The organism is Rhodobacter capsulatus, from assembly GCF_003254295.1.
In the GTDB taxonomy this organism is placed as follows: domain Bacteria; phylum Pseudomonadota; class Alphaproteobacteria; order Rhodobacterales; family Rhodobacteraceae; genus Rhodobacter; species Rhodobacter capsulatus.
In genome coordinates this window covers 204,399-224,697 of record NZ_QKZO01000007.1, presented here as the reverse complement: position 1 = coordinate 224,697, position 20,299 = coordinate 204,399, and the positions used below count along the sequence as shown (strand labels likewise).

20 protein-coding genes and 1 tRNA gene are annotated in these 20,299 nt (G+C 66.6%); 10 read left to right on the top strand and 11 right to left on the bottom strand.

All coding sequences use genetic code 11. The annotated features are described in order from the left end of the window. Positions 1-47 precede the first annotated feature (47 nt). Positions 48-2,351, bottom strand: coding sequence for a Hint domain-containing protein (locus LY44_RS12195; RefSeq protein ID WP_081024541.1), 2,304 nt, complete (start codon positions 2,349-2,351; stop codon positions 48-50). Positions 2,352-2,543: 192 nt separating this feature from the next. Then, positions 2,544-2,630, bottom strand: a tRNA-Leu gene (locus tag LY44_RS12190). A 212-nt stretch (positions 2,631-2,842) separates the two neighbouring features. On the opposite strand from LY44_RS12190, the gene lipB reads away from it, so the two are divergent. The 5 genes from lipB to LY44_RS12165 all read left to right on the top strand — a co-directional run bounded on the left by lipB (position 2,843) and on the right by LY44_RS12165 (position 8,194). Then, positions 2,843-3,505: a lipoyl(octanoyl) transferase LipB gene (lipB, locus tag LY44_RS12185; RefSeq protein ID WP_055212991.1), complete on the top strand. Its 663-nt coding sequence runs from the start codon at positions 2,843-2,845 to the stop codon at positions 3,503-3,505. 204 nt (positions 3,506-3,709) lie between these two features. Then, positions 3,710-4,123 (top strand): c-type cytochrome, encoded by a 414-nt coding sequence (locus LY44_RS12180; RefSeq protein WP_081024540.1) that lies wholly within the window; start codon positions 3,710-3,712, stop codon positions 4,121-4,123. Between the two features lie 107 nt (positions 4,124-4,230). Beyond that, positions 4,231-4,614, top strand: a complete 384-nt coding sequence (locus LY44_RS12175) for a VOC family protein (protein WP_055212990.1) — start codon at positions 4,231-4,233, stop codon at positions 4,612-4,614. Between the two features lie 192 nt (positions 4,615-4,806). Continuing rightward, positions 4,807-5,973: a glutamine-hydrolyzing carbamoyl-phosphate synthase small subunit gene (gene carA, locus LY44_RS12170; protein ID WP_394325864.1), complete on the top strand. Its 1,167-nt coding sequence runs from the start codon at positions 4,807-4,809 to the stop codon at positions 5,971-5,973. Between the two features lie 151 nt (positions 5,974-6,124). Further along, on the top strand, positions 6,125-8,194 hold the full coding sequence (locus LY44_RS12165; protein WP_223230682.1) for a glycosyltransferase family 2 protein: 2,070 nt from the start codon (positions 6,125-6,127) through the stop codon (positions 8,192-8,194). 6 nt (positions 8,195-8,200) lie between these two features. On the opposite strand, the gene LY44_RS12160 is transcribed toward LY44_RS12165, so the two are convergent. Then, complete coding sequence (locus LY44_RS12160; RefSeq protein ID WP_055212988.1) at positions 8,201-8,836, bottom strand: GntR family transcriptional regulator; 636 nt, start codon at positions 8,834-8,836, stop codon at positions 8,201-8,203. Positions 8,837-8,994: 158 nt separating this feature from the next. Here LY44_RS12160 and LY44_RS12155 point away from each other — a divergent pair, with 158 nt between their 5' ends. From LY44_RS12155 to LY44_RS12140, 4 genes are all read left to right on the top strand, one after another. After that, positions 8,995-9,654, top strand: a complete 660-nt coding sequence (locus LY44_RS12155; RefSeq protein WP_055212987.1) for a pyrimidine 5'-nucleotidase — start codon at positions 8,995-8,997, stop codon at positions 9,652-9,654. 145 nt (positions 9,655-9,799) lie between these two features. Continuing rightward, complete coding sequence (locus LY44_RS12150) at positions 9,800-10,018, top strand: hypothetical protein (RefSeq protein ID WP_023918179.1); 219 nt, start codon at positions 9,800-9,802, stop codon at positions 10,016-10,018. Between the two features lie 141 nt (positions 10,019-10,159). After that, positions 10,160-10,342: a hypothetical protein gene (locus LY44_RS12145; protein WP_055212986.1), complete on the top strand. Its 183-nt coding sequence runs from the start codon at positions 10,160-10,162 to the stop codon at positions 10,340-10,342. An 86-nt stretch (positions 10,343-10,428) separates the two neighbouring features. Next, a complete protein-coding gene (locus tag LY44_RS12140) occupies positions 10,429-11,646 on the top strand; it encodes a UbiH/UbiF family hydroxylase (RefSeq protein ID WP_055212985.1) in 1,218 nt (405 codons plus the stop codon). A gap of 175 nt (positions 11,647-11,821) precedes the next feature. Here LY44_RS12140 and urtE read toward each other — a convergent pair whose 3' ends face one another. From urtE to LY44_RS12100, 8 genes are all read right to left on the bottom strand, one after another. Next, entirely contained in the window at positions 11,822-12,517 is a 696-nt protein-coding gene (urtE, locus tag LY44_RS12135; protein WP_055212984.1) for an urea ABC transporter ATP-binding subunit UrtE, read from the bottom strand. 1 nt (position 12,518) lies between these two features. Further along, complete coding sequence (urtD, locus tag LY44_RS12130) at positions 12,519-13,259, bottom strand: urea ABC transporter ATP-binding protein UrtD (protein ID WP_055212983.1); 741 nt, start codon at positions 13,257-13,259, stop codon at positions 12,519-12,521. Further along, a complete protein-coding gene (gene urtC / locus LY44_RS12125; RefSeq protein WP_055212982.1) occupies positions 13,256-14,482 on the bottom strand; it encodes an urea ABC transporter permease subunit UrtC in 1,227 nt (408 codons plus the stop codon). Before urtC ends, urtD begins: the two co-directional genes overlap by 4 nt. Before the next feature lie 108 nt (positions 14,483-14,590). Next, positions 14,591-16,567 carry an urea ABC transporter permease subunit UrtB gene (gene urtB / locus LY44_RS12120; protein ID WP_055212981.1) on the bottom strand — a complete coding sequence of 659 codons (1,977 nt, stop codon included), beginning with the start codon at positions 16,565-16,567 and terminating at the stop codon, positions 14,591-14,593. Positions 16,568-16,627: 60 nt separating this feature from the next. Next, complete coding sequence (urtA, locus tag LY44_RS12115) at positions 16,628-17,881, bottom strand: urea ABC transporter substrate-binding protein (protein WP_223230758.1); 1,254 nt, start codon at positions 17,879-17,881, stop codon at positions 16,628-16,630. A 271-nt stretch (positions 17,882-18,152) separates the two neighbouring features. Further along, positions 18,153-18,779: an urease accessory protein UreG gene (gene ureG / locus LY44_RS12110; protein ID WP_055212979.1), complete on the bottom strand. Its 627-nt coding sequence runs from the start codon at positions 18,777-18,779 to the stop codon at positions 18,153-18,155. Beyond that, a complete protein-coding gene (locus LY44_RS12105) occupies positions 18,776-19,417 on the bottom strand; it encodes an urease accessory protein UreF (RefSeq protein ID WP_055212978.1) in 642 nt (213 codons plus the stop codon). The genes ureG and LY44_RS12105 overlap by 4 nt, the downstream gene beginning before the upstream one ends. Further along, positions 19,404-19,874, bottom strand: coding sequence for an urease accessory protein UreE (locus tag LY44_RS12100; protein WP_055212977.1), 471 nt, complete (start codon positions 19,872-19,874; stop codon positions 19,404-19,406). The genes LY44_RS12105 and LY44_RS12100 overlap by 14 nt, the downstream gene beginning before the upstream one ends. 80 nt (positions 19,875-19,954) lie before the next feature. Here LY44_RS12100 and LY44_RS12095 point away from each other — a divergent pair, with 80 nt between their 5' ends. Next, positions 19,955-20,299, top strand: coding sequence for a hypothetical protein (locus tag LY44_RS12095; protein WP_055212976.1), 345 nt, complete (start codon positions 19,955-19,957; stop codon positions 20,297-20,299).

Here is a 20,299-nt window from a genome sequence, read left to right as displayed (position 1 = left end):
TTCGTTAGCTCCCGTGGGGTTGACTAAAACAGCGCCGCCCCCGGATTTCAACCGCGATTTCCCTTTCCCGTGAAAGCCGTGCGCGTCGCCGCCGCTTCGGTCACAAAACCGTCAGAATGCGTCAAATCGCGACTGATGTGCGACCAGTTCGCACAGAGCGCCCGATCAATTTGGCAGCGCCGCAAAAACTTGCCCGCGGGGGGGCCATAGGCCTTTTGGACAGGTTCTCCGGCCCAGACCACCCCGGCCAGGGCCGGAAGCGCCCGAATCAGCGTCGCTTTCGCCGCCAGATCCAGGGCGGCGATTCCGATCGGGCCAGGCCAGAAACTCTCGACCCAGAGCCCCTCGACCGAGAGCAGCGCATGCCGGGGCAGCAGCAGATGCAGATATAGCACCCCGCCCCTGGCGCGCGACCGGCCGAGGCGCACCCGCGCGCCGCCCCAGCCCGTCGCCGCCAGATGCCCCGCCCGCGCCAGAAACCCGCCCGGCACCGCGATGCCGTGCAGCGCCGAAAGCCGCACCGGCGCGGCATTGCCAAGCCGCCCGGCCCCGATCTCGACCGGGCGCAGCTGCGGATCGGCAGCCAGCTGCGCCGCGCCGACCCGGCGCGTGCCGATCCAGAGCACCGGCAGCGGCGGGCCGTCGCGCACCGTGACCAGATCGCCCGGGCGCAGCGCCTCGACCGGCACCGGGCCGCGCGGCGTGGCGACGCGACTGCCCGCGACCAGACAGGGCACGCCCATCGCATGCAGCATCCCGGGCGCCTGCACCGTGGCGGGCGCGATCCCCACAAGGGTGACCGAGGTGCCGTCGGGGAAGGTCAGCCGCGCATTGCCCAGCCCGTCATCGGTGACCGTCACATCCCGGACCGTGACCGGGCTGTCCGACCCGTCGTGCAGCTCTGTGACATCGAGCTGGTCGGCGGTCAGGCCCCCGTTCAGCGAAAGGTTGAAATCGGTGATGAAATCGTTGCCCGCGCCATCCGCCATCACGATCGTGTCGGCGCCCGCCCCGCCCGACAGCGTGTCGTCCCCTGACCCGCCCGAAAGCACATCCGCGCCGGAACCGCCGATCAGGCTGTCATCGCCCCCCGCCCCGTCGATCGTCAGCCCCGAGGCGTCGGCGGCCGCATTCACCGTGTCGGCCAGGTTGCTGCCGTAAATCCCCTCGATATTGTCGAAGCTGACGGAATTCGCGCCCTGGGTGGCCGTGCCGTCCTCGGAGCCGGTGAAGGTGACCAGCACTCCGCCCAGCGTGTCATAACTGAAGTCGAGCACGTCGTAATCCACCCCGCCCGCGGTGGTGGTGGCGCCGCCGAAGACGGTGTCGCGGCCCCAGTCGGTTTCGAAATAGATCCGGTCGGCATCGGCCTCGCCATAGATCAGATCGTTGCCGCCGTTGCCCGCCAGCAGATCGGCGCCGTCGCCGCCATGCAGCGTGTCCTGACCGGTCCCGCCAAGCAGCATGTCGACACCCGCGCCGCCGTCGAGGCTGTCGTCGCCGGCGCAACCCTGGATCGTGTCGGCGCCCGTGCCGCCGAGCAGCGTGTCATTTCCGTCCTCGCCCAGGATCGAGTCGTTGTCGGCGCCGCCATCCACCAGATCGTTGCCCGATCCGGCCCAGATCGTGTCATTGCCCGCATCGCCGAACAGCGTGTCATTCCAGACATATCCGGTCGTGCCGACGTAATCGTCGATGTAATCGTCGCCAAGGCCGCCGTGCACGCAGTCGCCGCCGGTGCCGAAGGTGATCGAATCATTGCCCGCGCCGCCATCGATCGTGTCGGCCCCGCCCTCGGTGGCGATCGTGTCATTGCCCGCCCCGGCGGCGATGCTGTCATTGTAGGCGCCGCCCTGGATCACGTTGACCAGATCGGGATCGAAGGTCATCGAGGCCAGCGCGCTGTAAAGCGGCCCGCTCGAGACATCGGCGCCGCTCATCCCGTCGTTGACGCCCGAGACGTGATAGGTCACGCCCGGCGTCAACGGGCTTGTCGTCACCTCGCCGATGATCGTGCCGCCGATCTCCAGGGTGAACATGTGCACCACCGCGCCCGAGGGGTCGGTGAAGGTCGAAGACCATTCGACATAGACACGCCCGGAATACAGCAGCGCGCCGCTGGCGTCATAGACCGCGACGGACTGGGTCGAATCGTTGCCGTACTCGTCAGCCATGAAATTGCTGTCGCCGGACAGGGACGTATCGTCATCGGCAAAGACGAACGTCCGCCGCGAGGTCGAATAATCCCAAGCGGGATCGACCTTGAACTGCGCCCCCGGCCAGAGCGTCGAGCCTCCGCCCTCGACCTGGAACTGGGCTCCATACAATCCCTGAACAGTCCAGATCGTCATCTTCCATGCGCCTCACCCGCCCCGACGTCGCCGCCGGGCATCCGCGCGAGAGTGCCGCAATTTCCTCAATGCAGGCTTAACGCTGACGGGAAAATCACCCTGTTATCAGGCCGATGCCCGGGGGCAGGAAATCCGGGGGCCGAAAATGACGAAGCCCGGGGGTGTGCCCCGGGCTTGCGGCCATCCGGCCAGTGGTGCGGTTGAAAAGACTCGAACTTTCACGGGAGTTACCCCACAGCGACCTCAACGCTGCGCGTCTACCAATTCCGCCACAACCGCATGTTCTGGCTTGGTGAGGGGCGATTTAGCCGAGCCTGCGGCGAATGAAAAGCCCCAATTTGCGGGTTTCGAAAAATCTTCCGCGCGACGTCGGCCAGACCGCCCCGCAACCACCCCGCCCCGCAACCGCCCCGCAACCGGCCCGAATCCGGCCCGAATCCGGCTTGAGCCGCGGGCGCGATTGTTTTACCCCCAAGGCAGGAGAGTTGCGCATGCCTGAATGGATCACCTCGGACCGTCCTGTGCCCTACCCCGAGGCGCTGGCCTTCATGGAGGCGCGGGTGGCGGCGATCGCCGCGGGCACCGCCCCCGAGGCGATCTGGCTGCTCGAACATCCCGCCCTTTACACCGCGGGCACCTCGGCGCGGGCCGCCGACCTGACCGACCCGGACCGCTTTCCGGTCTTTGCGGCCGGACGCGGCGGCCAATACACCTATCACGGCCCCGGGCAGCGCGTCGTCTATGTCATGCTCGATCTGAACAGGCGAGGCCGCGACGTGCGCTGCTTCGTGCAGGCGCTCGAACATTGGGTGATCGGCGCGCTGGCCGAATTCAACGTCAAGGGCGAGATCCGCGACGGCCGCGTCGGCGTCTGGGTCGCGCGCCCGGAAAAACCGCCGATGCCCGATGGCACGCTGCGCGAGGACAAGATCGCCGCGATCGGGGTGAAGCTGCGCCGCTGGATCAGCTTTCACGGCCTCTCGATCAATGTCGATCCGGATCTGAGCCATTTTTCCGGCATCGTGCCCTGCGGCATCCGCGAGCATGGCGTGACCTCGCTCGTCGATCTGGGGCTTCCGGTGACGATGGCCGATCTGGATCTGGCGCTGCGGGCGCGGTTCGAAACCGATTTCGCGCCCCGCTGCGGCGGCTGACCCCGCCCCCGCCCCGGACCGCCGCAAGGGCCGCATTTCATCTGGCATTCACTTTGCGTCCGGATTCTTGCCCTGCGGGTCATGGAATTGAAACAAAGGGATATGCGCGACCTTTTGCCTTGTGGTAAAGCGTGAACCGGGTAAGGAATCTGCCCCTTGGCCCCGGCTCGAGACCGGGCAAGCAAACAGACCAAGGATACAGCGATGAAGATCAGCCTCACTGCCGCCACGCTCGCCGCGCTCGTGCTCGCCGCCCCCGCTTTCGCGGGCGACGCCGCGAAGGGCGAGAAAGAATTCAACAAGTGCAAGACCTGCCACTCGATCATCGCCCCCGACGGGACCGAGATCGTGAAAGGCGCGAAGACCGGCCCGAACCTCTACGGCGTCGTCGGCCGCACCGCCGGCACCTACCCGGAGTTCAAATACAAGGACTCGATCGTCGCGCTCGGCGCCTCGGGCTTCGCCTGGACCGAAGAGGACATCGCGACCTATGTCAAAGACCCGGGCGCCTTCCTGAAGGAAAAGACCGACGACAAGAAAGCCAAGTCGGGCATGGCGTTCAAACTCGCCAAGGGCGGCGAAGACGTCGCGGCCTATCTGGCCTCGGTGGTGAAATAAGCCTTCCGCAGCTGCGGACCCGGGCCCGGTCGGCACCCCGACCGGGCCTTTTCCTTTGCCAAGGCGGCTAAGGGGTGTAGCCTGCACCGATCAACCGGAGGATCCCGATGCAGCTGCGCTATGTCATCCTTTATGTCCCCGATGTCGCCGCCACGATGGCGTTCTATGCCGAAGCCTTCGGGCTCGAGCGCGGCTTCCTGCACGAAAGCGGCACCTTCGGCGAAATGGTCACCGGGACAACGAAGCTCTGTTTCACCGCGGTTTCACTGATGGCAGAGATCGGCAAACAGGTCGCCACCACGCCCCCCGCCCTGCCCTCTTTCGAACTTGCCTTCGAAACCGACGACGTCGCCGCCGCCCTTGCGCGGGCGCTGGCCGCGGGCGCCAGCCTCGTGCAGGGCGTCGAGCGGATGGACTGGGGCCAGACCACGGCCTATGTCCGCAGCCCCGAAGGCACGCTGGTCGAGCTTTGCACCCCGGTCACGGCCTAGGCCCGGCCGCCCTTTCACCTTGGCGCAAATATCCCGGGGGGCGTCCGAAGGACGGGGGGCAGCGCCCCCCTTCCCGGCCAGAAGCCCGCCAAGCGCTTGATTTTAATCACAATCTTATTCCACCGCGCAGGCCTTGACCAATTCCGCCCCTCCCCGTAGGTTCGGCCGAATTTTGCCCCGGAGAGTCGCGCCATGCCCATGAGCCCCCAGTCGTCGGAAAAACCCACCGCGCTCATCGCCACCGCAGACGGACAGCTCTTCTACGGCCGCGGCTTCGGCGCCACCGGCGAAACCGTCGCCGAGCTGGTCTTCAACACCGCGATGACCGGCTATCAGGAAATCATGACCGACCCCTCCTATGCCGGGCAGGTCGTCACCTTCACCTTCCCCCATATCGGCAATGTCGGCGTCACCCCCGAGGATGACGAGACCGCCGATCCCGTCGCCGCGGGTCTGGTGGTGAAATGGGATCCGACCGAGCCCTCGAACTGGCGCGCGGTGGAAAATCTGGTCGGCTGGCTGGAACGGCGCGGCCGCATCGGCGTCGGCGGCATCGACACCCGGCGCCTGACCCGGGCGATCCGGCAACAGGGCGCGCCGCATGTGGCGGTCGCGCACAATCCCGACGGCGTCTTCGACATCGAAGCGCTGGTGAAAAAGGCCCGCGACTGGAAGGGGCTTGTCGGCCTTGATCTGGCCAAGGACGTCACCTGCGCGCAAAGCTACACCTGGGACGAACAGCGCTGGGCCTGGCCCGAGGGCTACACTCGGCGCACCGGCCCCGGCTTCAAGGTCGTCGCCATCGATTATGGCGCGAAACGCAACATCCTGCGCTGCCTCGCCTCGGCGGGCTGCGACGTCACCGTTCTGCCCGCCACCGCCACCGCCGAAGAGGTGCTGGCGCTGAACCCCGAGGGCGTGTTCCTCTCGAACGGCCCGGGGGATCCGGCCGCGACCGGCACCTATGCCGTGCCGATGATCCAGGGCGTGCTGAAGACCGATCTGCCGCTCTTCGGGATCTGCCTTGGCCATCAGATGCTGGCGCTGGCGCTGGGCGCGAAGACGATCAAGATGAACCACGGCCATCACGGCGCCAACCATCCGGTCAAGGATCTCACCACCGGGAAGGTCGAGATCACCTCGATGAACCACGGCTTTGCCGTCGATGCCCAGACCCTGCCCAAGGGCGTGACCGAAACGCATGTCAGCCTGTTCGACGGCTCGAACTGCGGCATCGCGCTCGAGAATCGCCCCGTTTTCTCGGTGCAATATCACCCCGAAGCCAGCCCGGGGCCGCAAGACAGCCTTTATCTTTTCGAGCGGTTCGCCGCCGCAATGGCCGCTCGCCGCGCCGCCTGAGCGCTTTATCCACAGATGTTCGCGCTGTGTTCCGGCCGCCCCAGGGCGGCCGAAAAAATGACTCGCAGAATCCGCTTCAACAGGCGCTTTGGTTAACCCAAGATTAACCAAAAAGGCGAAACTGTGACCCCGCACTCTACCAGGGGGCGAAATGCGCGGTTCCAGTCACCTCAAGATAAAGCTCGTCGAGGCCGTGGCCCCCTGGCCGAAAGCCTGCATCACCGGCGCGGCGCCCCCGCAGGACGGCGCCCCCGAGGCGACGGAGGATCAGGTGACGATCGGGCGGCCGCGGCGACCGCAGCCGGATCGTCGGCAACTGGGACAGATCCTGCTCGAGATGGGCGCGGTGCAGCCGGGCGATCTGCTCAAGGCCGTCGCGCTGCGCAACCGGCAGGACGTGCGGCTGGGCGACATCCTTCTGACGCATGGCTGGGTGTCCGAGGCCGATCTGATGGCGGCGCTGGCAAAGCAGTCGAACGCCGCGGTGATCGACCTTCTGGCAGAGCCCCCCGACCCCCGGCTGATCGACACGCTCGGCCCCGAACTCTGCCTCAAGGAGGCGATGGTGCCCTGGCGGCGGATCGGCGGCGTCACCCTGATCGCCACCGCCCGGCCCGAGCATTTCACCCGTCTTGCCGCCGAATTGCCCGCCGACTTCGGCCCCTACCGGATGGCGCTGGCGCCCGAACGCGACGTGCACGGGGCGTTGCTGGCGCGGCGCCAGACCGCCCTGATCCGCCGCGCCGAGGTCAAGGTCGACCTCGACCGCTCCTGCCGCACCCATAACGAGAAACTGGCGGCGCGGCTGGTGCTTGCGGTCACCGCCGTCTCGGTCGCGGGGCTGATCCTCGCCCCGGTCGCGGTCTTCGCGGTGCTGTTCCTCTGGGCGATGGTCACGCTTTACGCGACGATGGGGCTCAAGCTGGTGGCCTGGATCGCCGAGATGACGGCGCAGCGCCGCGCCCGCACCGCCGCCGCGCGGCGGGCCCTGCGCCCCGCGCTGATGCAGCGGCTGCCGATCATCTCGATCATGGTGCCGCTTTACAAGGAACGCGACATCGCCACGCGGCTGGTCGCGCGGCTGTCGCGGCTGACCTGGCCGCGCGAATTGCTTGATATCCTGCTGGTGGTGGAACAGACCGACCTGACCACGCGCGAGGCGCTTTCGGGCGCAAAGCTGCCGCGCTGGATGCGTGTCGTCACCGTGCCCGCGGGGCCGATCCAGACCAAGCCGCGGGCGCTGAATTACGCGCTGAACTTCTGCCGCGGCGCGGTGATCGGGGTCTATGACGCCGAGGACATGCCCGAGCCCGAGCAGTTGCATGTCGTCGCCCGCCGCTTCGCCGAAAGCCCGCCCGAGGTCGCCTGTCTGCAGGGCATTCTGGATTACTACAACCCGCGCACGAACTGGCTCGCCCGCTGTTTCACCATCGAATATGCGGCCTGGTTCCGCGCCATGCTGCCGGGCCTTGCGCGGCTGGGCCTTGTGGTGCCGCTGGGGGGGACCACGCTGTTCTTTCGCCGCGGCCCGCTGGAGGAGCTGGGCGGCTGGGATGCACACAACGTCACCGAAGATGCCGATCTGGGCATCCGTCTGGCGCGGGCGGGTTATCGGACCGAGCTGATCCCGGCGGTGACGCACGAGGAAGCCAATTGCCGCGCCGTGCCCTGGGTCAAGCAACGCTCGCGCTGGCTCAAGGGCTATGCGATGACCTGGGCCGTGCACATGCGCAACCCGGCGCGGCTCTGGCGCGACCTCGGGCCGAAGCGGTTCTTCGGCGTGCAGATCCTGATCCTCGGCGCGCTGTCGCAATATCTGCTGGCACCGCTTTTGTGGACCTGCTGGCTGATCCTGTTCGGGATCTGGCATCCGATTTCGGCGATCATGTCGGAAAGCCTGGAAAACCTGCTGCTGTTCACCTTCGTTCTGACCGAAATCGTCAATATCACCGTCGGCGCCTGGGCGGTGCGCGGCAAGGATCACCGCCATCTGATCCCCTGGGTGCCGACGCTGAACCTGTATTTCCCCCTGGGCGCGCTGGCGGGCTGGAAGGCGATCTACGAGGTGATCACCAAGCCTTTCTACTGGGACAAGACCGTGCATGGCGTCTTTGACGGGCTGCATCACATGTCGGCCCCGGCGCTGCGCCCGGATCTGGAGACGGCAACGCCCCCGCCCGGCCCGCCGCCACGCACGCCGCTGGCGCCGCAGATCGACTGAACCGCCTCAGGGCTGCTCGGTCCGTGCCTCGGCATCCAGCTTCAGCCGGGTCTCGAAAGCCTGCGAAATGTGATGGCGCAGCGCCGCCGCCGCCGCCTCGGCATCGCCCGCCCCGATCGCATCGACAATCGCCTGATGCTCGTCGAGCGCCTTTTCCCCCCGCCCCTCGGCCGCAAGCGACGTCGTCGCCAGAAGCGCCATCGAGCGGTGCACAAGATCAAGCTGCTGCACCAGATAGCGGTTGTGCGAGGCCAGATGCAGCTGGCGATGAAAGCGCTTGTTCGCCCGCGCCAGCGCGATCGGGTCATCCTGCTGCGCCCGGTCCAGATCGATCATCTCCTGCAGCACCCGGATTTCCTCGGGCGCGGCATGTTTCGCCGCCAGCCGCGCCGCCAGCGCCTCAAGTTCCGCCCGCACCGCGTAAAGCTCGGCCAACTGGTTGTGATCGAGCGAGGCGACGATCAGCGAACGCCCGTCACGCGCCAGCATCGCCTGGGTCTCCAGCCGCTGCATCGCCTCGCGCACCGGCGTGCGCGACACCCCGAAGCGCTCGGCCAGCTCCGATTCGACCAGCCGGTCCCCCGGTCGGTAAAGCCCGGCATCGATCGCTTCGAGAATGAGCGTATAGGCGTCCTTCTGCATCGAAATCCCGACCTTTCCAATTCCGCGCTCCCATTGTATGCCGCAGTATGCGGACTCGGAGCGGGGGGCAGATTAGGCGCAGCCTTGCGCCGTGACAAGCCGCCACAGTTGCAAATCCGACGCTTTGCCCTACCTGCCCGACGCTTCCTGGTGAGATCATGCCCGCATCCAAGTTTTCCCACGTCTGTCACTGGGTCTTCGACCTCGATCACACGCTTTATCCGCCCTCGGCGCGGCTCTTCGATCAGATCGAGGTGCGGATGACCGCCTATGTGATGCGCGCGCTCGGGGTCGGGCAGCAGGAAGCCAACCGGCTGCGCGATCAGTATTGGCGCAGCCACGGCACCACGCTGGCCGGGCTGATGCAGGTGCATGGGGTCGATCCGGCGCCCTATCTGCATGAGGTGCATGACATCGATTTCTCGGCGCTGACGCCCGATCCGGACCTGCGCGCGGCGATTGCCGCTCTGCCGGGACAGAAGATCGTCTTCACCAACGGCTCGGCGCCCTATGCGCAAAAGGTGCTGGCGGCGCGCGGCCTTGACGGGCTTTTCAACGGCATTTTCGGCGTCGAACATGCCGACTATCACCCCAAACCCGCCGCCCGCGCCTTTGCCACCGTCTTTGGCCGCGCCGGGGTCGATCCCGCCCGCGCCGCGATGTTCGAGGACGATCCGCGCAACCTGGCCGTGCCGCATCAGCTGGGGATGCGCACCATACATGTGGCAGAGCATCCCGCGCCCGCCCCCCACATCCAGCATCACACCGCCGACCTGCCCCGCTTCCTGCGCAGCCTGCGCGCGCCCCGTCATCACTGAAGGCCCGCTGTCTCGCCCCCGGGACAGTCACGGTTAAAATAATTCTAACCTTGTGCCGCGCGACAACTTGACGCGAATCTCCGCATCCGTATACAAGAGTATGCAGATTTGGCCGTCCGGGGGGATGGCCCTGGGAGACAGCAGCATGACCATGACGACCGCCGCCGGCGCTTTCTCGGGTTCCGATCACGGCCACGCCGAGAAAAAGGACTACACCCTTGCGATGTATCTGATCGCGGCGGTGGTGATCGGGATTGTCGCCGTTGCGGTGGCGACGATGGGTCTGGGCGGGCTGATCCTGTGCGGCGTCGGCGCGACCTGGTTCATGCTGGCGCTTCTTGTCGTGATGACTGCGGGCGGCTGAGCCCCTCCACCGCGTACCGCATCAAGGCCCGGGTCGCAGCCCGGGCCTTTTGTCTCAGCGACCTTTTGTTGGCTCGTTTCTTGCTTGCATTTGACGATATTTCCGGGCGTTCGACTCACCCCCCTCGGGAAAGGAACGCTCATGAGCACCACACGACCTTCGAATGACACCGGCGCCGCCCTCACCCTGTATCTGATCGCCATCGCGATCTTTGCGGTGATCGTCGCCTCCTATCTGATCGGCGGCCTTGGCGGGCTGATCACCTGCGGCGTCGGCCTGACCGCCGTGGTGATGGTGACGATGGCGATCAGCGCCCGGAACTGACGGCCCGCGCGCGGCCGAATTGGCCGAAGGCGGTTGAAACCGGTCGCGGTTGCGCCATCTTGAGCTCAAAGCTCAGGGAGAGTGCCATGACCGAGACCGCCGCACCGCCGCGCCTTTCGACCGACATCCTGATTTCGGGAGGGGGCGTCGCCGGGCTGACCGCCGCCGCCGCTTTCGGCGCGGCCGGGTTCACCACGATCTGCGTCGATCCCGAGCCGCCGGTGACCGCCGAAACCGACGCGGGCGCCGACATGCGGACGACGGCCTTCCTGCATCCCTCGCGCGCGGTGCTGGAACGCGCCGGGCTTTGGGCGCGGCTGGCGCCGCATGCGGCCCCCCTGCAAGTGATGCGGATCATCGACGCGGGCGGCGCCCGGCCCGAGGCGCGGATCGTGCGCGATTTCGATGCCGCCGACATCTCGGACGAGCCCTTCGGCTGGAACTTCCCGAACTGGCTGTTGCGCCGGGAAATGGTCGCGCGTCTGGCCGAAATCCCGCAGGTCGATTTCCGCCCCGGCGTGGCGACGGTGGGGCTTTTGACCCGCGAAAGCGGCGCCGAGGTGCGGCTCTCGGATGGCACGCTGGTTACGGCGAAGCTGGTGATCGGCGCCGACGGGCGCAATTCCTTTGTCCGCGAGGCGGCTGGGATCGGCACGAAAACAACGCATTACGGGCAAAAGGCGCTGGTCTGCGCGGTCACCCACCCCAGCCCGCATGGCAATGTCTCGACCGAGGTGCACCGCACCGGTGGCCCCTTCACGCTGGTGCCCCTGCCCGACCGCGACGGCAAGCCCTCCTCGGCGATCGTCTGGATGGAACGCGGCCCCGAGGCGGAACGGCTGGCCGCGCTGGACCCGGCCGACTTCGAACGCGAGATGACGGAGCGCTCGACCGGGGTTCTGGGGCCGCTGACGCTAGCCACCCGCCGCGCGCTTTGGCCGATGATCACGCAGATCGCCTGCCGTTTTTCGGCCGAGCGCGTGGCACTGATCGCGGAAGCCGCGCATGTGATCCCGCCCATTGGCGCGCAGGGGCTGAACATGAGCCTGGCCGATCTGCGCTGCCTGCTGGATCTGGCGGAAAAGGACCCGGCGCATCTGGGCGGGGCGGCGATGCTGGCAAGCTACAACCGCCGCCGCTGGCCCGAGGTGAAGGCGCGCGAGGTGGGCATCGATTTCCTCAACCGCGCCTCGATGGTGGCGCCGCGGCCGCTGCGCGATCTGCGCGCCGCGGCGCTGGGAGCGCTTTATGCGTTCAAGCCGGTGCGCAAGACCCTGATGCGGGCGGGATTGGGGATGCGCTGACGGGTTGCGGCCCTGCGGCCCGCCCCGAGCGGGGGGCGCTGCCCCCCTCTTGGCCTCTCGGCCAATTCACCCCCCGGGATATTTCAGCCAAGGTGAAACAAAACCCGGATCGGCTTTCACCTTGGTTCAAATATCCCGGGGGTGAGGCGAAGCCTAGGGGGCAGCGCCCCCTTGCCTAAACGCTGACCACGGCGCGCAAGGTGTCGCGGGACAGGCTGTCCTTGGTGCCCTCCATCGCCACCGCGCCGCGCTTGAGCACATAGAAGCGGTCGCCCAGATCATGCGCGAAGTCGAAATACTGCTCGACCAGAACGATCGCCATCCCCTTGGTATCGCGCAGATATTTGATCACCCGGCCGATCTGCTGAATGATGTTGGGCTGGATGCCCTCGGTCGGCTCATCGAGCAGCAGCAGTTTCGGCTTCATCAGCATCGCCCGCGCGATGGCGAGTTGCTGTTGCTGCCCGCCCGAAAGATCGCCGCCGCGGCGATTGAGGAAGTCTTTCAGGATCGGAAACAGCTCGTAGATCTCGTCGGGGATGAAACGCTCCGCCCGCGGCAGCACGGCAAAGGCGGTTTCCATGTTTTCCCGCACCGTCAGCAGCGGAAAGATCATCCGCCCCTGCGGCACATAGGCCAATCCGCGCCGCGCCATCGCCTGCGGCGCGACGCGCCCGACCGCTTCGCCATCGAGCGTCAGACCGCCGCCCGAGCGCGGATGCGTGCCCGCAATCGCCTTGAGAAGCGAGGTCTTGCCCACCCCGTTCGTGCCCATGATGCAGGTCACCTCGCCCGCCCGCGCCGTGACATCGACGCCATGCAGGATCTGCGAACCGCCGTAATGCAGCGTAAGTCCCTCGGTTTTCAGCATTTCAGCGCCCCAGATAAACGTCGATGACCTGCTGGTTCGCGGTCACGTGATCAAGCGAGCCTTCCGCCAGAACCGCGCCTTCATGCAGCACGGTGACCTTGCAATTCAGCCGCCGCACGAAGTCCATGTCATGCTCGACCACCACGACGGCGTGGGTTTTCGCCAGCTCGACCAGCAACGCGGTGGTCTGCTCGCGTTCGGCCAGCGTCATCCCGGCCGCCGGTTCATCGACCAACAAAAGCCGCGGCTCCTGCGCCAGCAACATGCCGATTTCCAGCCATTGTTTCTGCCCATGCGACAATTCCCCGGATTTGCGCGACAGCGCTTCCCCAAGCCCCACCTGCGCCGCCAGCGCCGCGACCCGCGCATGATCGGCGGCTTTCGGTGTCCAGACCAGCACCCGCCAGGGGCTGCGCGGCGCCTTCAGCGCCATCATCAGGTTTTCCGCCACGGTCTGATCCTCAAACACCGTCGGGCGCTGGAATTTCCGCCCCACGCCCTGCCGGGCGATCTGCGCCTCGTCCAGTTTCAAAAGGTCGATCGAGCGCTCGCCCCACAGCACCCGGCCCTCGTCGGGGCGGGTCTTGCCGGTGACGATGTCCATGAAGGTGGTTTTCCCCGCCCCGTTCGGGCCGATCACCGCGCGCAGCTCGGCCGGGCCGATGGAGAAGGACAGGTTGTTGATCGCGCGAAAGCCGTCAAAACTGACGGAAATGCCCGAGACTTCCAGCAGTTCCCTCATTCGCGGGCCTCCTTCTCCAGCAGGGCGCCCTCATCCGGGCCAAGGGCGGCGCCGCGGCGTTGTGGCGGGCGCAGACCGGCGAGCCCATCGACCAGCCCCGACAAACCCTTCGGCGCGAAGAGCGTGACGAGAACGAAGGAGAGGCCCAAAAGCACCTGCCACCAATCGACCCATTTCACCGTGTAAAAGCCCAGCGGCAGGTCGGGCGCGCGGCCTCCGGTGAACCAGGTCGAGACGATCGAGACGAAAGCCGCGCCGATCACCGCGCCCCAAAGCCGCCCCCGCCCCCCGATCGCCACCCAGACGGCGAGGTAGATCGAGGCGATCGGCGCCACCTCGGCCGGGTTGATGATGCCCGCCTGCGGGTAGTAAAGCGCCCCGGCCACGGCGGCGATCAGCGCGGTCAGGGTGAAGACGAAAAGCTTGTAGCCCTCGACCGGATAGCCAAGGAAGCGGACCCGGGCCTCGTCGTCGCGGATCGCGCGCATCACCGAGCCGAACTTGCCCGAAACGGTGAAGGCGCAGGCGAGATAGCCAAGGCCAAGCGCAAGCGCCGAGGCCCAGAGGAACCAGACCGAGAGCCGGTCCTGCCCCGCCCAGTCAAGGCCGGGGATGTTCTGCAGCCCCGACAGGCCGTTGTTGCCGCGCAGACCGCTGTCGTTCTGGTAAAGGTAGAGCGCAAGGGCAAGCGTCATCGCCTGGGTCAGGATCGAGAGATAGACGCCGGTCACGCGGGAGCGGAAGGCGAGCCAGCCAAAGCCCAGCGCCAGAAGGCCGGGCACCAGCACGACAAGCGCCAGCTGCGCCGGAAGCGACCCGGCCAAGGCCCAGATCGCGGGCATTTCCGAGGCGCCGACGACGCCGAAGATCTGCGCGGCGATGGCGTCGTTCAGCTCTTGCGGGGTCATCGGCAGGCCGTTGGCCGAGGCGAGAACGATGTCGCGGCTGCGCGCCACCATCAGCCACATGCCGATCATGTAGCCGCCGAGCCCGAAAAAGGCGAAATGGCCAAGCGACAGGATCCCCATGTAGCCCCAGACCAGATCCATGGCGAGGGCGATCAGGCACAGGCAGAGCGTCTTGCCCAGCGTCTTAACCATTGAGGTCGAGACGAGGTCGAGCCCATAGGCATTCGAAAGCACCGTCACCGTCAACGTGAAGAGCGCCAGAAGGCCGAGGAAGATCAGCACCGAGGGGTTTTTGGACAGGAACCCTTGTGTCATCGGCTGTGTCATCGGGGTCTCCGGGATCTGGCGGCGCCGGGGGCTTCGCGCCCCCGGACCCCCGCGGGATATTTGGGGCAAGATGAAAGGGCGGCGGGGGGCATGGGGTCAATCTCCGGCGGCGCGACCGCGCAGCGCGATGATGCCGCGCGGGCGGAACTGGATGAAGATGATGATGAAGAGGATCATCCAGGTCTGGGCGGCGAGCGTGTTGGCGGGGTTCAGCGCCTCGATCCCCTTTTGCAGCCCGCCGACGAGGGTGGCGCCCGCCAGCGTGCCCCAGATATTGCCGACGCCGCCGACGACCACGGTCATGAAGCTTTGCACGATGTAATCGGCGCCGAGTTCGGAGGTGACCTTGGCGAAAAGCCCGATGGCGACGCCCGCGATCCCGGCGATGCCCGAGCCAAGGCCAAAGGTCAGCATGGTGATGCGGTCGGGGTTGATCCCCATCGACGCCGCCATCGAGGGGTTCTGCGTCACCGCGCGGACTTCAACGCCGAGCCGCGTGCGTTTCATCACGACCAGGAAAAGGCCAAGGAACAGGCAGGCGAGCGCGAAGATGGCGATGCGGATATAGCTGATCGCGACGATGTCGTTCATCACCCAGGCGCCGTCGAGCCATTCGGGCGCGGTGAGCGGCCGGGCCTGGGTGCCGAAGATGTTCTTGAAGAGCTGTTGCAGCGCGATCGAGATCCCGAAGGTGGCGAGCAGCGTTTCCAGCGGGCGGCGGGCAAGGTGGCGGATCACCAGCCGCTCCATCGCCACGCCGGCGGCGAAGGTGACGGCAAAGGCCAGCGGCAGCGCGACGGCAATCGAGATCGTGTAGTCGGAGATGAATTGCTGCACCACATAGCCGGTATAGGCACCCATGGTGATGAATTCGCCATGCGCCATGTTGATCACCCGCATCACCCCGAAAGTGATCGCAAGGCCGATGGCGGCAAGGAAATAGATCGAGGCGAGCGAGAGCGCATCCAGTGTCAGATCGGCGCCCTGCATCGCGCCGACCTTGAGCGAGACGGATTGCAGCGCGGCTTTCGCGGCGGCGGTAACGGTGGGGTCGGGCTCGGCGTAAACGTCGGCAAAGCGATGCGCGGCGACGGCGGCGGTCACCTCGGCCGAGGTGGCGGCGGCGGGCACCTTGCCCGCGGCTTCAAGCGCCGCATAGGCGGTTTCGCGCTGCGCCGGGTCGGAGAGATCGGCCAGCGGCACGCCGCCCACGGCACCGTTTTCGAGATGGGCCTCAAGCGCCGCGCGCAGATCGGCGGGCGACAGACGCTTCGGCGCAAGCCCTTGATCCACCAGCAGATCATAGGCCTCGGCCTCGGGGAAACCGGGTTTTCCGGGGGTCAGGATCGCGGCGACATTTCCGCTGGGCGCCGCGTCAAAGACCCGGCGCGCGCTGGCCAGGATCGGGTTCAGGGCGGCGCGGAAATCGAGGCCGAGATCGGCGCCGAAACCCTCGATCGCGGCGACGCGGGCCACCGGGGTGGCGCCAAAACGGATCGTCAGCAGGCCCGCCAACCGTTCCTTTTGCGCCTTGATCGCCGGGTCGGTCTCAATCTCGATCGAAGCCGCCAAGGGCGCCAGATGCTCGGCCGCGCCATCCCGGGCAAGTGTCGTCAGCGCGGCCAGACGCTGCTTCGGATCGGGGTCGGAGAGTTGAAACTGGATCAGCGCCGAGGCGATCATGCCGCGGACCCCGGCATTCGGCTTGATCTCGGCGATCTCGGCTTTCGCGGCCGTGCCCCGGTCGGCCCCCGTCGCGGGATCGGCCAGCGCATAGCCATCGGCCGTTTTCGTCACCCGAAAGATCGCGCCATCCGCCTTGCGCGCGCCCAGTTTCTTGTCGGCCCAGGCCTGCAGGAACGCGGGCGCGCCCGTCCCCGCCTGCCCCAGCGCGGCAATCACCGGGCCGATGCTCTGGCGCGAGGGCTTGGCGATGGCGGCGGCATTTTGCGCGATGACGGCGGCAAGGCCGGTCTGCACGCTGGCTGCGGCAACGGGCGGGGCGGCGTCTTGGGCGGCGGCGGGCAGGGCCAGCGCAAGGCTTGCCACCAGCGCCAGAAGAAGGCTGCGCATGGGAAAATCCGGGCTGCGGGAGGGGGCGTCTCGCCCCCTCGGTTTTCGTTGAAAATCAGCTCAGTAGTTCGATTTCAGCTGCACGCAGGTCTTCGTTTCGGTGTTGTACATGCCGCAGTTCAGATCCTTCCAGTCCGAGGTCAGCACGGCGGATTCGGGCAGGAAATCGGTCCAGGCATCGCCCGGCACCGGCTCGGTCTGGCTGATGATGTCGAACTGGCCGTCTTCCTTGATCTCGCCGATCAGGACCGGCTTGGTCAGATGGTGGTTGGGCAGCATTTCCGACATCGTCCCGGTCAGGTTCGGGAATTTCTGCCCGATCATCGCGGCACTGACCTTGTCGACCTCGGTCGTGCCCGCCGCCGTCACCGCATTCACCCACATGTTGAAGCCGATATAGGTGGCCTCCATCGGGTCGTTCGTCGTGCGCTTGTCATTGCCGATGAACTTGTGCCAGGCCTCGATGAAGGCCTTGTTTTCGGCCGTGTCGGCGCTTTGGAAATAGTTCCAGGCGGCGAGCTGCCCGACGAGGTTCTTCAAATCCCCGGCGCCAAGGCCCGAAAGCTCTTCCTCGCCGACCGAGAAGGCGACCACCGGGATGTCATCGGCGGTGATCCCCGAGGCCGCCAGCTCCTTGTAGAACCCGATATTCGCATCGCCGTTGATCGTCGAGATCACGCCGACCTTCTTGCCATCGGCGCCGAGCGCCTTGACGTCGGCGACGATCTTCGACCAGTCCGACTGCCCGAACGGCGTGTAGTTGACGAAAATATCCTCGGCCGGGATGCCCTTCGATTTCAGATAGGCTTCCAGAATGTTGTTCGTGGTGCGCGGATAGACGTAATCGGTGCCCAGAAGCGCGAATTTCTGCACGCCGAGCTCGTTGAGGAAGTAATCCGTCGCCGGGATCGCCTGCTGGTTCGGCGCAGCCCCGGTGTAAAAGACGTTCTTCGAGCTTTCCTCGCCCTCGTATTGCACCGGATAGAAGAGAAGCCCGTTCAGCTCCTCGATCACCGGCAGCACGGATTTGCGGCTGACCGAAGTCCAGCAGCCGAACATCACATCGACCTTGTCCACCGTCAGCAACTCGCGCGCCTTTTCCGCAAACAGCGGCCAGTCCGAGGCCGGATCGACCACGACAGCCTCCAGCTGCTTGCCCAGCACCCCGCCCTTCTTGTTCTGCGCCTCGATCAGCATCAGGACCGTGTCCTTCAGCGTCGTTTCCGAAATCGCCATCGTGCCCGAGAGCGAATGCAGCACCCCCACCTTGATCGTCTCGCCCGCGGCAAAGGCGATGCGCCCCGTCATCGACATGGCACCGGCCGCCGCAGCGGTCATCAGCAGATTGCGCCGAGTAATCATCTGTTCCCCTGTTCCTTGATCGCGCGGCCCGGGAGGTGGGCGCGGGTTGCTTCGTGGCGGGCGCGGCCCGCGGGATCAGCAAAACCGGGGCGCCGCGATGCGGCAAGGATGCGTCCAGCAGGAAAGGGGCCAAGACGCGGAATTGTGCATCACACAGGCAAACGCCCGGTCTCTGCGCAAGAACCGGGCGTTTTGGGAACGGATTTGATGCGACTCTTGCGCGTCAGGCCGGAAGGGCGGCTTGCTCAAGACCGCCTTCCCGGATCAGGAAAGCGACGATCTCGTCGATGCCGACGCCATGGCGCAGCCGCGCCATCACATAGGGGCGCGTGCCGCGGGCGCGTTGCGTGTCCGCTTCCAGCAGCACCGGATCAACCCCCACATGCGGCGCCAGATCGGTCTTGTTCACCACCAGCAGGTCGGATCGCGTCACCCCCGGGCCGCGCTTGCGCGGAATGTCCTGCCCGGCCGCGGTGTCGATCACATAAATCGTCAGATCCGCCAGTTCCGGGCTGAAGGTGGCGGCCAGATTGTCGCCGCCCGACTCGATCAGGATCAGCTCCAGATCCGGGTGCACCCGCGTCAGCTCGGCAATGGCGGCAAGGTTGATCGAGGCATCCTCGCGGATCGCCGTATGCGGGCAGCCGCCGGTCTCGACGCCGCGGATGCGGTCGGCGGGCAGCACCTGCGCGCGCATCAGCGCCTCGGCATCCTCGCGGGTGTAGATGTCATTCGTCACCACCGCCATCGAGAGCCGGGGCGCAAGGGCACGGCACAGCTGCTCGGTCAGCGTGGTCTTGCCCGCGCCGACCGGGCCGCCGATGCCGACGCGCAAAGGTCCATTCGTCATGTCTTGAAGATCCTCACGTCAAGCGTTTCATGCGCGGCCGAGGCGATCTCGGCGCGAAAGGCGGATTGCGCCAGATCGGCGGGCGTGGCGGTGGCGGCGCGGCTGGCAAGCCGCGCGATGATCGGATGCAGCGCCGCCAGAACCCGCTGCCCCGCCGCCTGCCCCAAGGGGATGAAGCGCACCCCGACCGAGACAAGATTGGACGCGAAGGCATGTTGGAAAAGGGCAATTACCTGCTCGGTCGGAAGGCTCAATTCCTTGGCCGCAGCCGCCACCGCCAAAGGCAGCGGCATCGCATTTGTGCAAGTTCCGGTCATTTCGGCCCGCGCCCGCGCAAAGGCCGCCCCCTGCTCCTCGGTTTCCCGCAACCGTTCGGCCGTGCCCGCAAGGGCCCGCGAAAGGTCGCTCAGATCCGCCAGATCCGCGCCCCGCAAGCCACAGGCCAGAAGCACCGCATCGTTCCAGCCCGCGCCGTGTTCCAGGATATCCGAGAGCCAGTCGCAAAGATCCGCCTCGGACCGGACCTCGCCCGCGACGACCGCCTGTTCCAGCCCGTGGCTATAGGCGAAAGCCCCGGTCGGAAAGGCCGGGGACAGCCATTGCACCAGCGCCAGCAGGTCGAGATCACAGGTGGACATGGAAGGGACCGTGGTCATGCCCCATGGTGCGGCCGGTGCCATAGGCGCCGCTCTCGGGGCGGAACGGTTCCATCCGCCGCTCCACCCGCGCGCCAAGGCCGCGCAGCATCGTTTCCAGCACGTGATCCTCGCGGATCAAAAGCCGGTCGGTCTCGATCTGGCAGGGCGTGTGGCGGTTGCCGATATGCCAGGCCAGCCGGGTCAGATCGCCGGTGACGACCAGCACGGGTTCCAGCCCGCAGCGCACCTCGATCAGCCGCCCGTCGTCGAGCGCGAAAGCCTCGCCGCCGCGCAGGTTCATCACCTCGGGCAGATCGACCAGAAATTCGGCGCCCGAAGCCGCAACCAGACGCTTGCGCCGCAAGAACCGCCCCTCGTACTCCAGCGCGATGTGATCGGCGGCCCCGCTCCAGCCGCCCGCAGGCAAAGCGCGGCTTGCCCGGTGCATCAGCGACATGATTTTCCTCCGCTATTTAGAGCTTTTTTAAACATGACTTGGCAGCATGGCGAGGACGAAACCCGGAACGGGAGCGACGGATGCAGCTCAAACCCCCTGCCGATGAACTGGCCGAAATCCGTGCCGAAATCGCCCGGCTGCGCGCCCGCGAAGGGGCGCTGCGCGAGGTGCTGTTGCGCGATGCGGCGATGCCGAAGATCGGCCGCTTCCACAAGGTCGAGCTGGTGACGAGCCGCCAGCGCATCTTCGATCCCCGGCTTCTGCCCGAGGAAATCCGGCTTGATCCGGCCTATACCCGGGAAAAGGTGACCCGCGTGCTGCGCGCCAGCCGCAAGGCCCCCTCTGCGCCGGGCGAAAGCGCCGATCTGCCCGCCCCGCGCGACGCGGCGCGCGCAAGGCTTTTTGCCGGTCAACAGCCGCATTGA

Coding starts and splice junctions, on each gene's coding strand:
- LY44_RS12195 (WP_081024541.1), bottom strand. CDS start 2,351: ATGACGATCTGGACTGTTCAGGGATTGTATGGAGCCCAGTTCCAGGTC.
- lipB (WP_055212991.1), top strand. CDS start 2,843: ATGCCTGAATGGATCACCTCGGACCGTCCTGTGCCCTACCCCGAGGCG.
- LY44_RS12180 (WP_081024540.1), top strand. CDS start 3,710: ATGAAGATCAGCCTCACTGCCGCCACGCTCGCCGCGCTCGTGCTCGCC.
- LY44_RS12175 (WP_055212990.1), top strand. CDS start 4,231: ATGCAGCTGCGCTATGTCATCCTTTATGTCCCCGATGTCGCCGCCACG.
- carA (WP_394325864.1), top strand. CDS start 4,807: ATGCCCATGAGCCCCCAGTCGTCGGAAAAACCCACCGCGCTCATCGCC.
- LY44_RS12165 (WP_223230682.1), top strand. CDS start 6,125: ATGCGCGGTTCCAGTCACCTCAAGATAAAGCTCGTCGAGGCCGTGGCC.
- LY44_RS12160 (WP_055212988.1), bottom strand. CDS start 8,836: ATGCAGAAGGACGCCTATACGCTCATTCTCGAAGCGATCGATGCCGGG.
- LY44_RS12155 (WP_055212987.1), top strand. CDS start 8,995: ATGCCCGCATCCAAGTTTTCCCACGTCTGTCACTGGGTCTTCGACCTC.
- LY44_RS12150 (WP_023918179.1), top strand. CDS start 9,800: ATGACCATGACGACCGCCGCCGGCGCTTTCTCGGGTTCCGATCACGGC.
- LY44_RS12145 (WP_055212986.1), top strand. CDS start 10,160: ATGAGCACCACACGACCTTCGAATGACACCGGCGCCGCCCTCACCCTG.
- LY44_RS12140 (WP_055212985.1), top strand. CDS start 10,429: ATGACCGAGACCGCCGCACCGCCGCGCCTTTCGACCGACATCCTGATT.
- urtE (WP_055212984.1), bottom strand. CDS start 12,517: ATGCTGAAAACCGAGGGACTTACGCTGCATTACGGCGGTTCGCAGATC.
- urtD (WP_055212983.1), bottom strand. CDS start 13,259: ATGAGGGAACTGCTGGAAGTCTCGGGCATTTCCGTCAGTTTTGACGGC.
- urtC (WP_055212982.1), bottom strand. CDS start 14,482: ATGACACAAGGGTTCCTGTCCAAAAACCCCTCGGTGCTGATCTTCCTC.
- urtB (WP_055212981.1), bottom strand. CDS start 16,567: ATGCGCAGCCTTCTTCTGGCGCTGGTGGCAAGCCTTGCGCTGGCCCTG.
- urtA (WP_223230758.1), bottom strand. CDS start 17,881: ATGTCGATGACGGGGCGCATCGCCTTTGCCGCGGGCGAGACGATCAAG.
- ureG (WP_055212979.1), bottom strand. CDS start 18,779: ATGACGAATGGACCTTTGCGCGTCGGCATCGGCGGCCCGGTCGGCGCG.
- LY44_RS12105 (WP_055212978.1), bottom strand. CDS start 19,417: ATGTCCACCTGTGATCTCGACCTGCTGGCGCTGGTGCAATGGCTGTCC.
- LY44_RS12100 (WP_055212977.1), bottom strand. CDS start 19,874: ATGTCGCTGATGCACCGGGCAAGCCGCGCTTTGCCTGCGGGCGGCTGG.
- LY44_RS12095 (WP_055212976.1), top strand. CDS start 19,955: ATGCAGCTCAAACCCCCTGCCGATGAACTGGCCGAAATCCGTGCCGAA.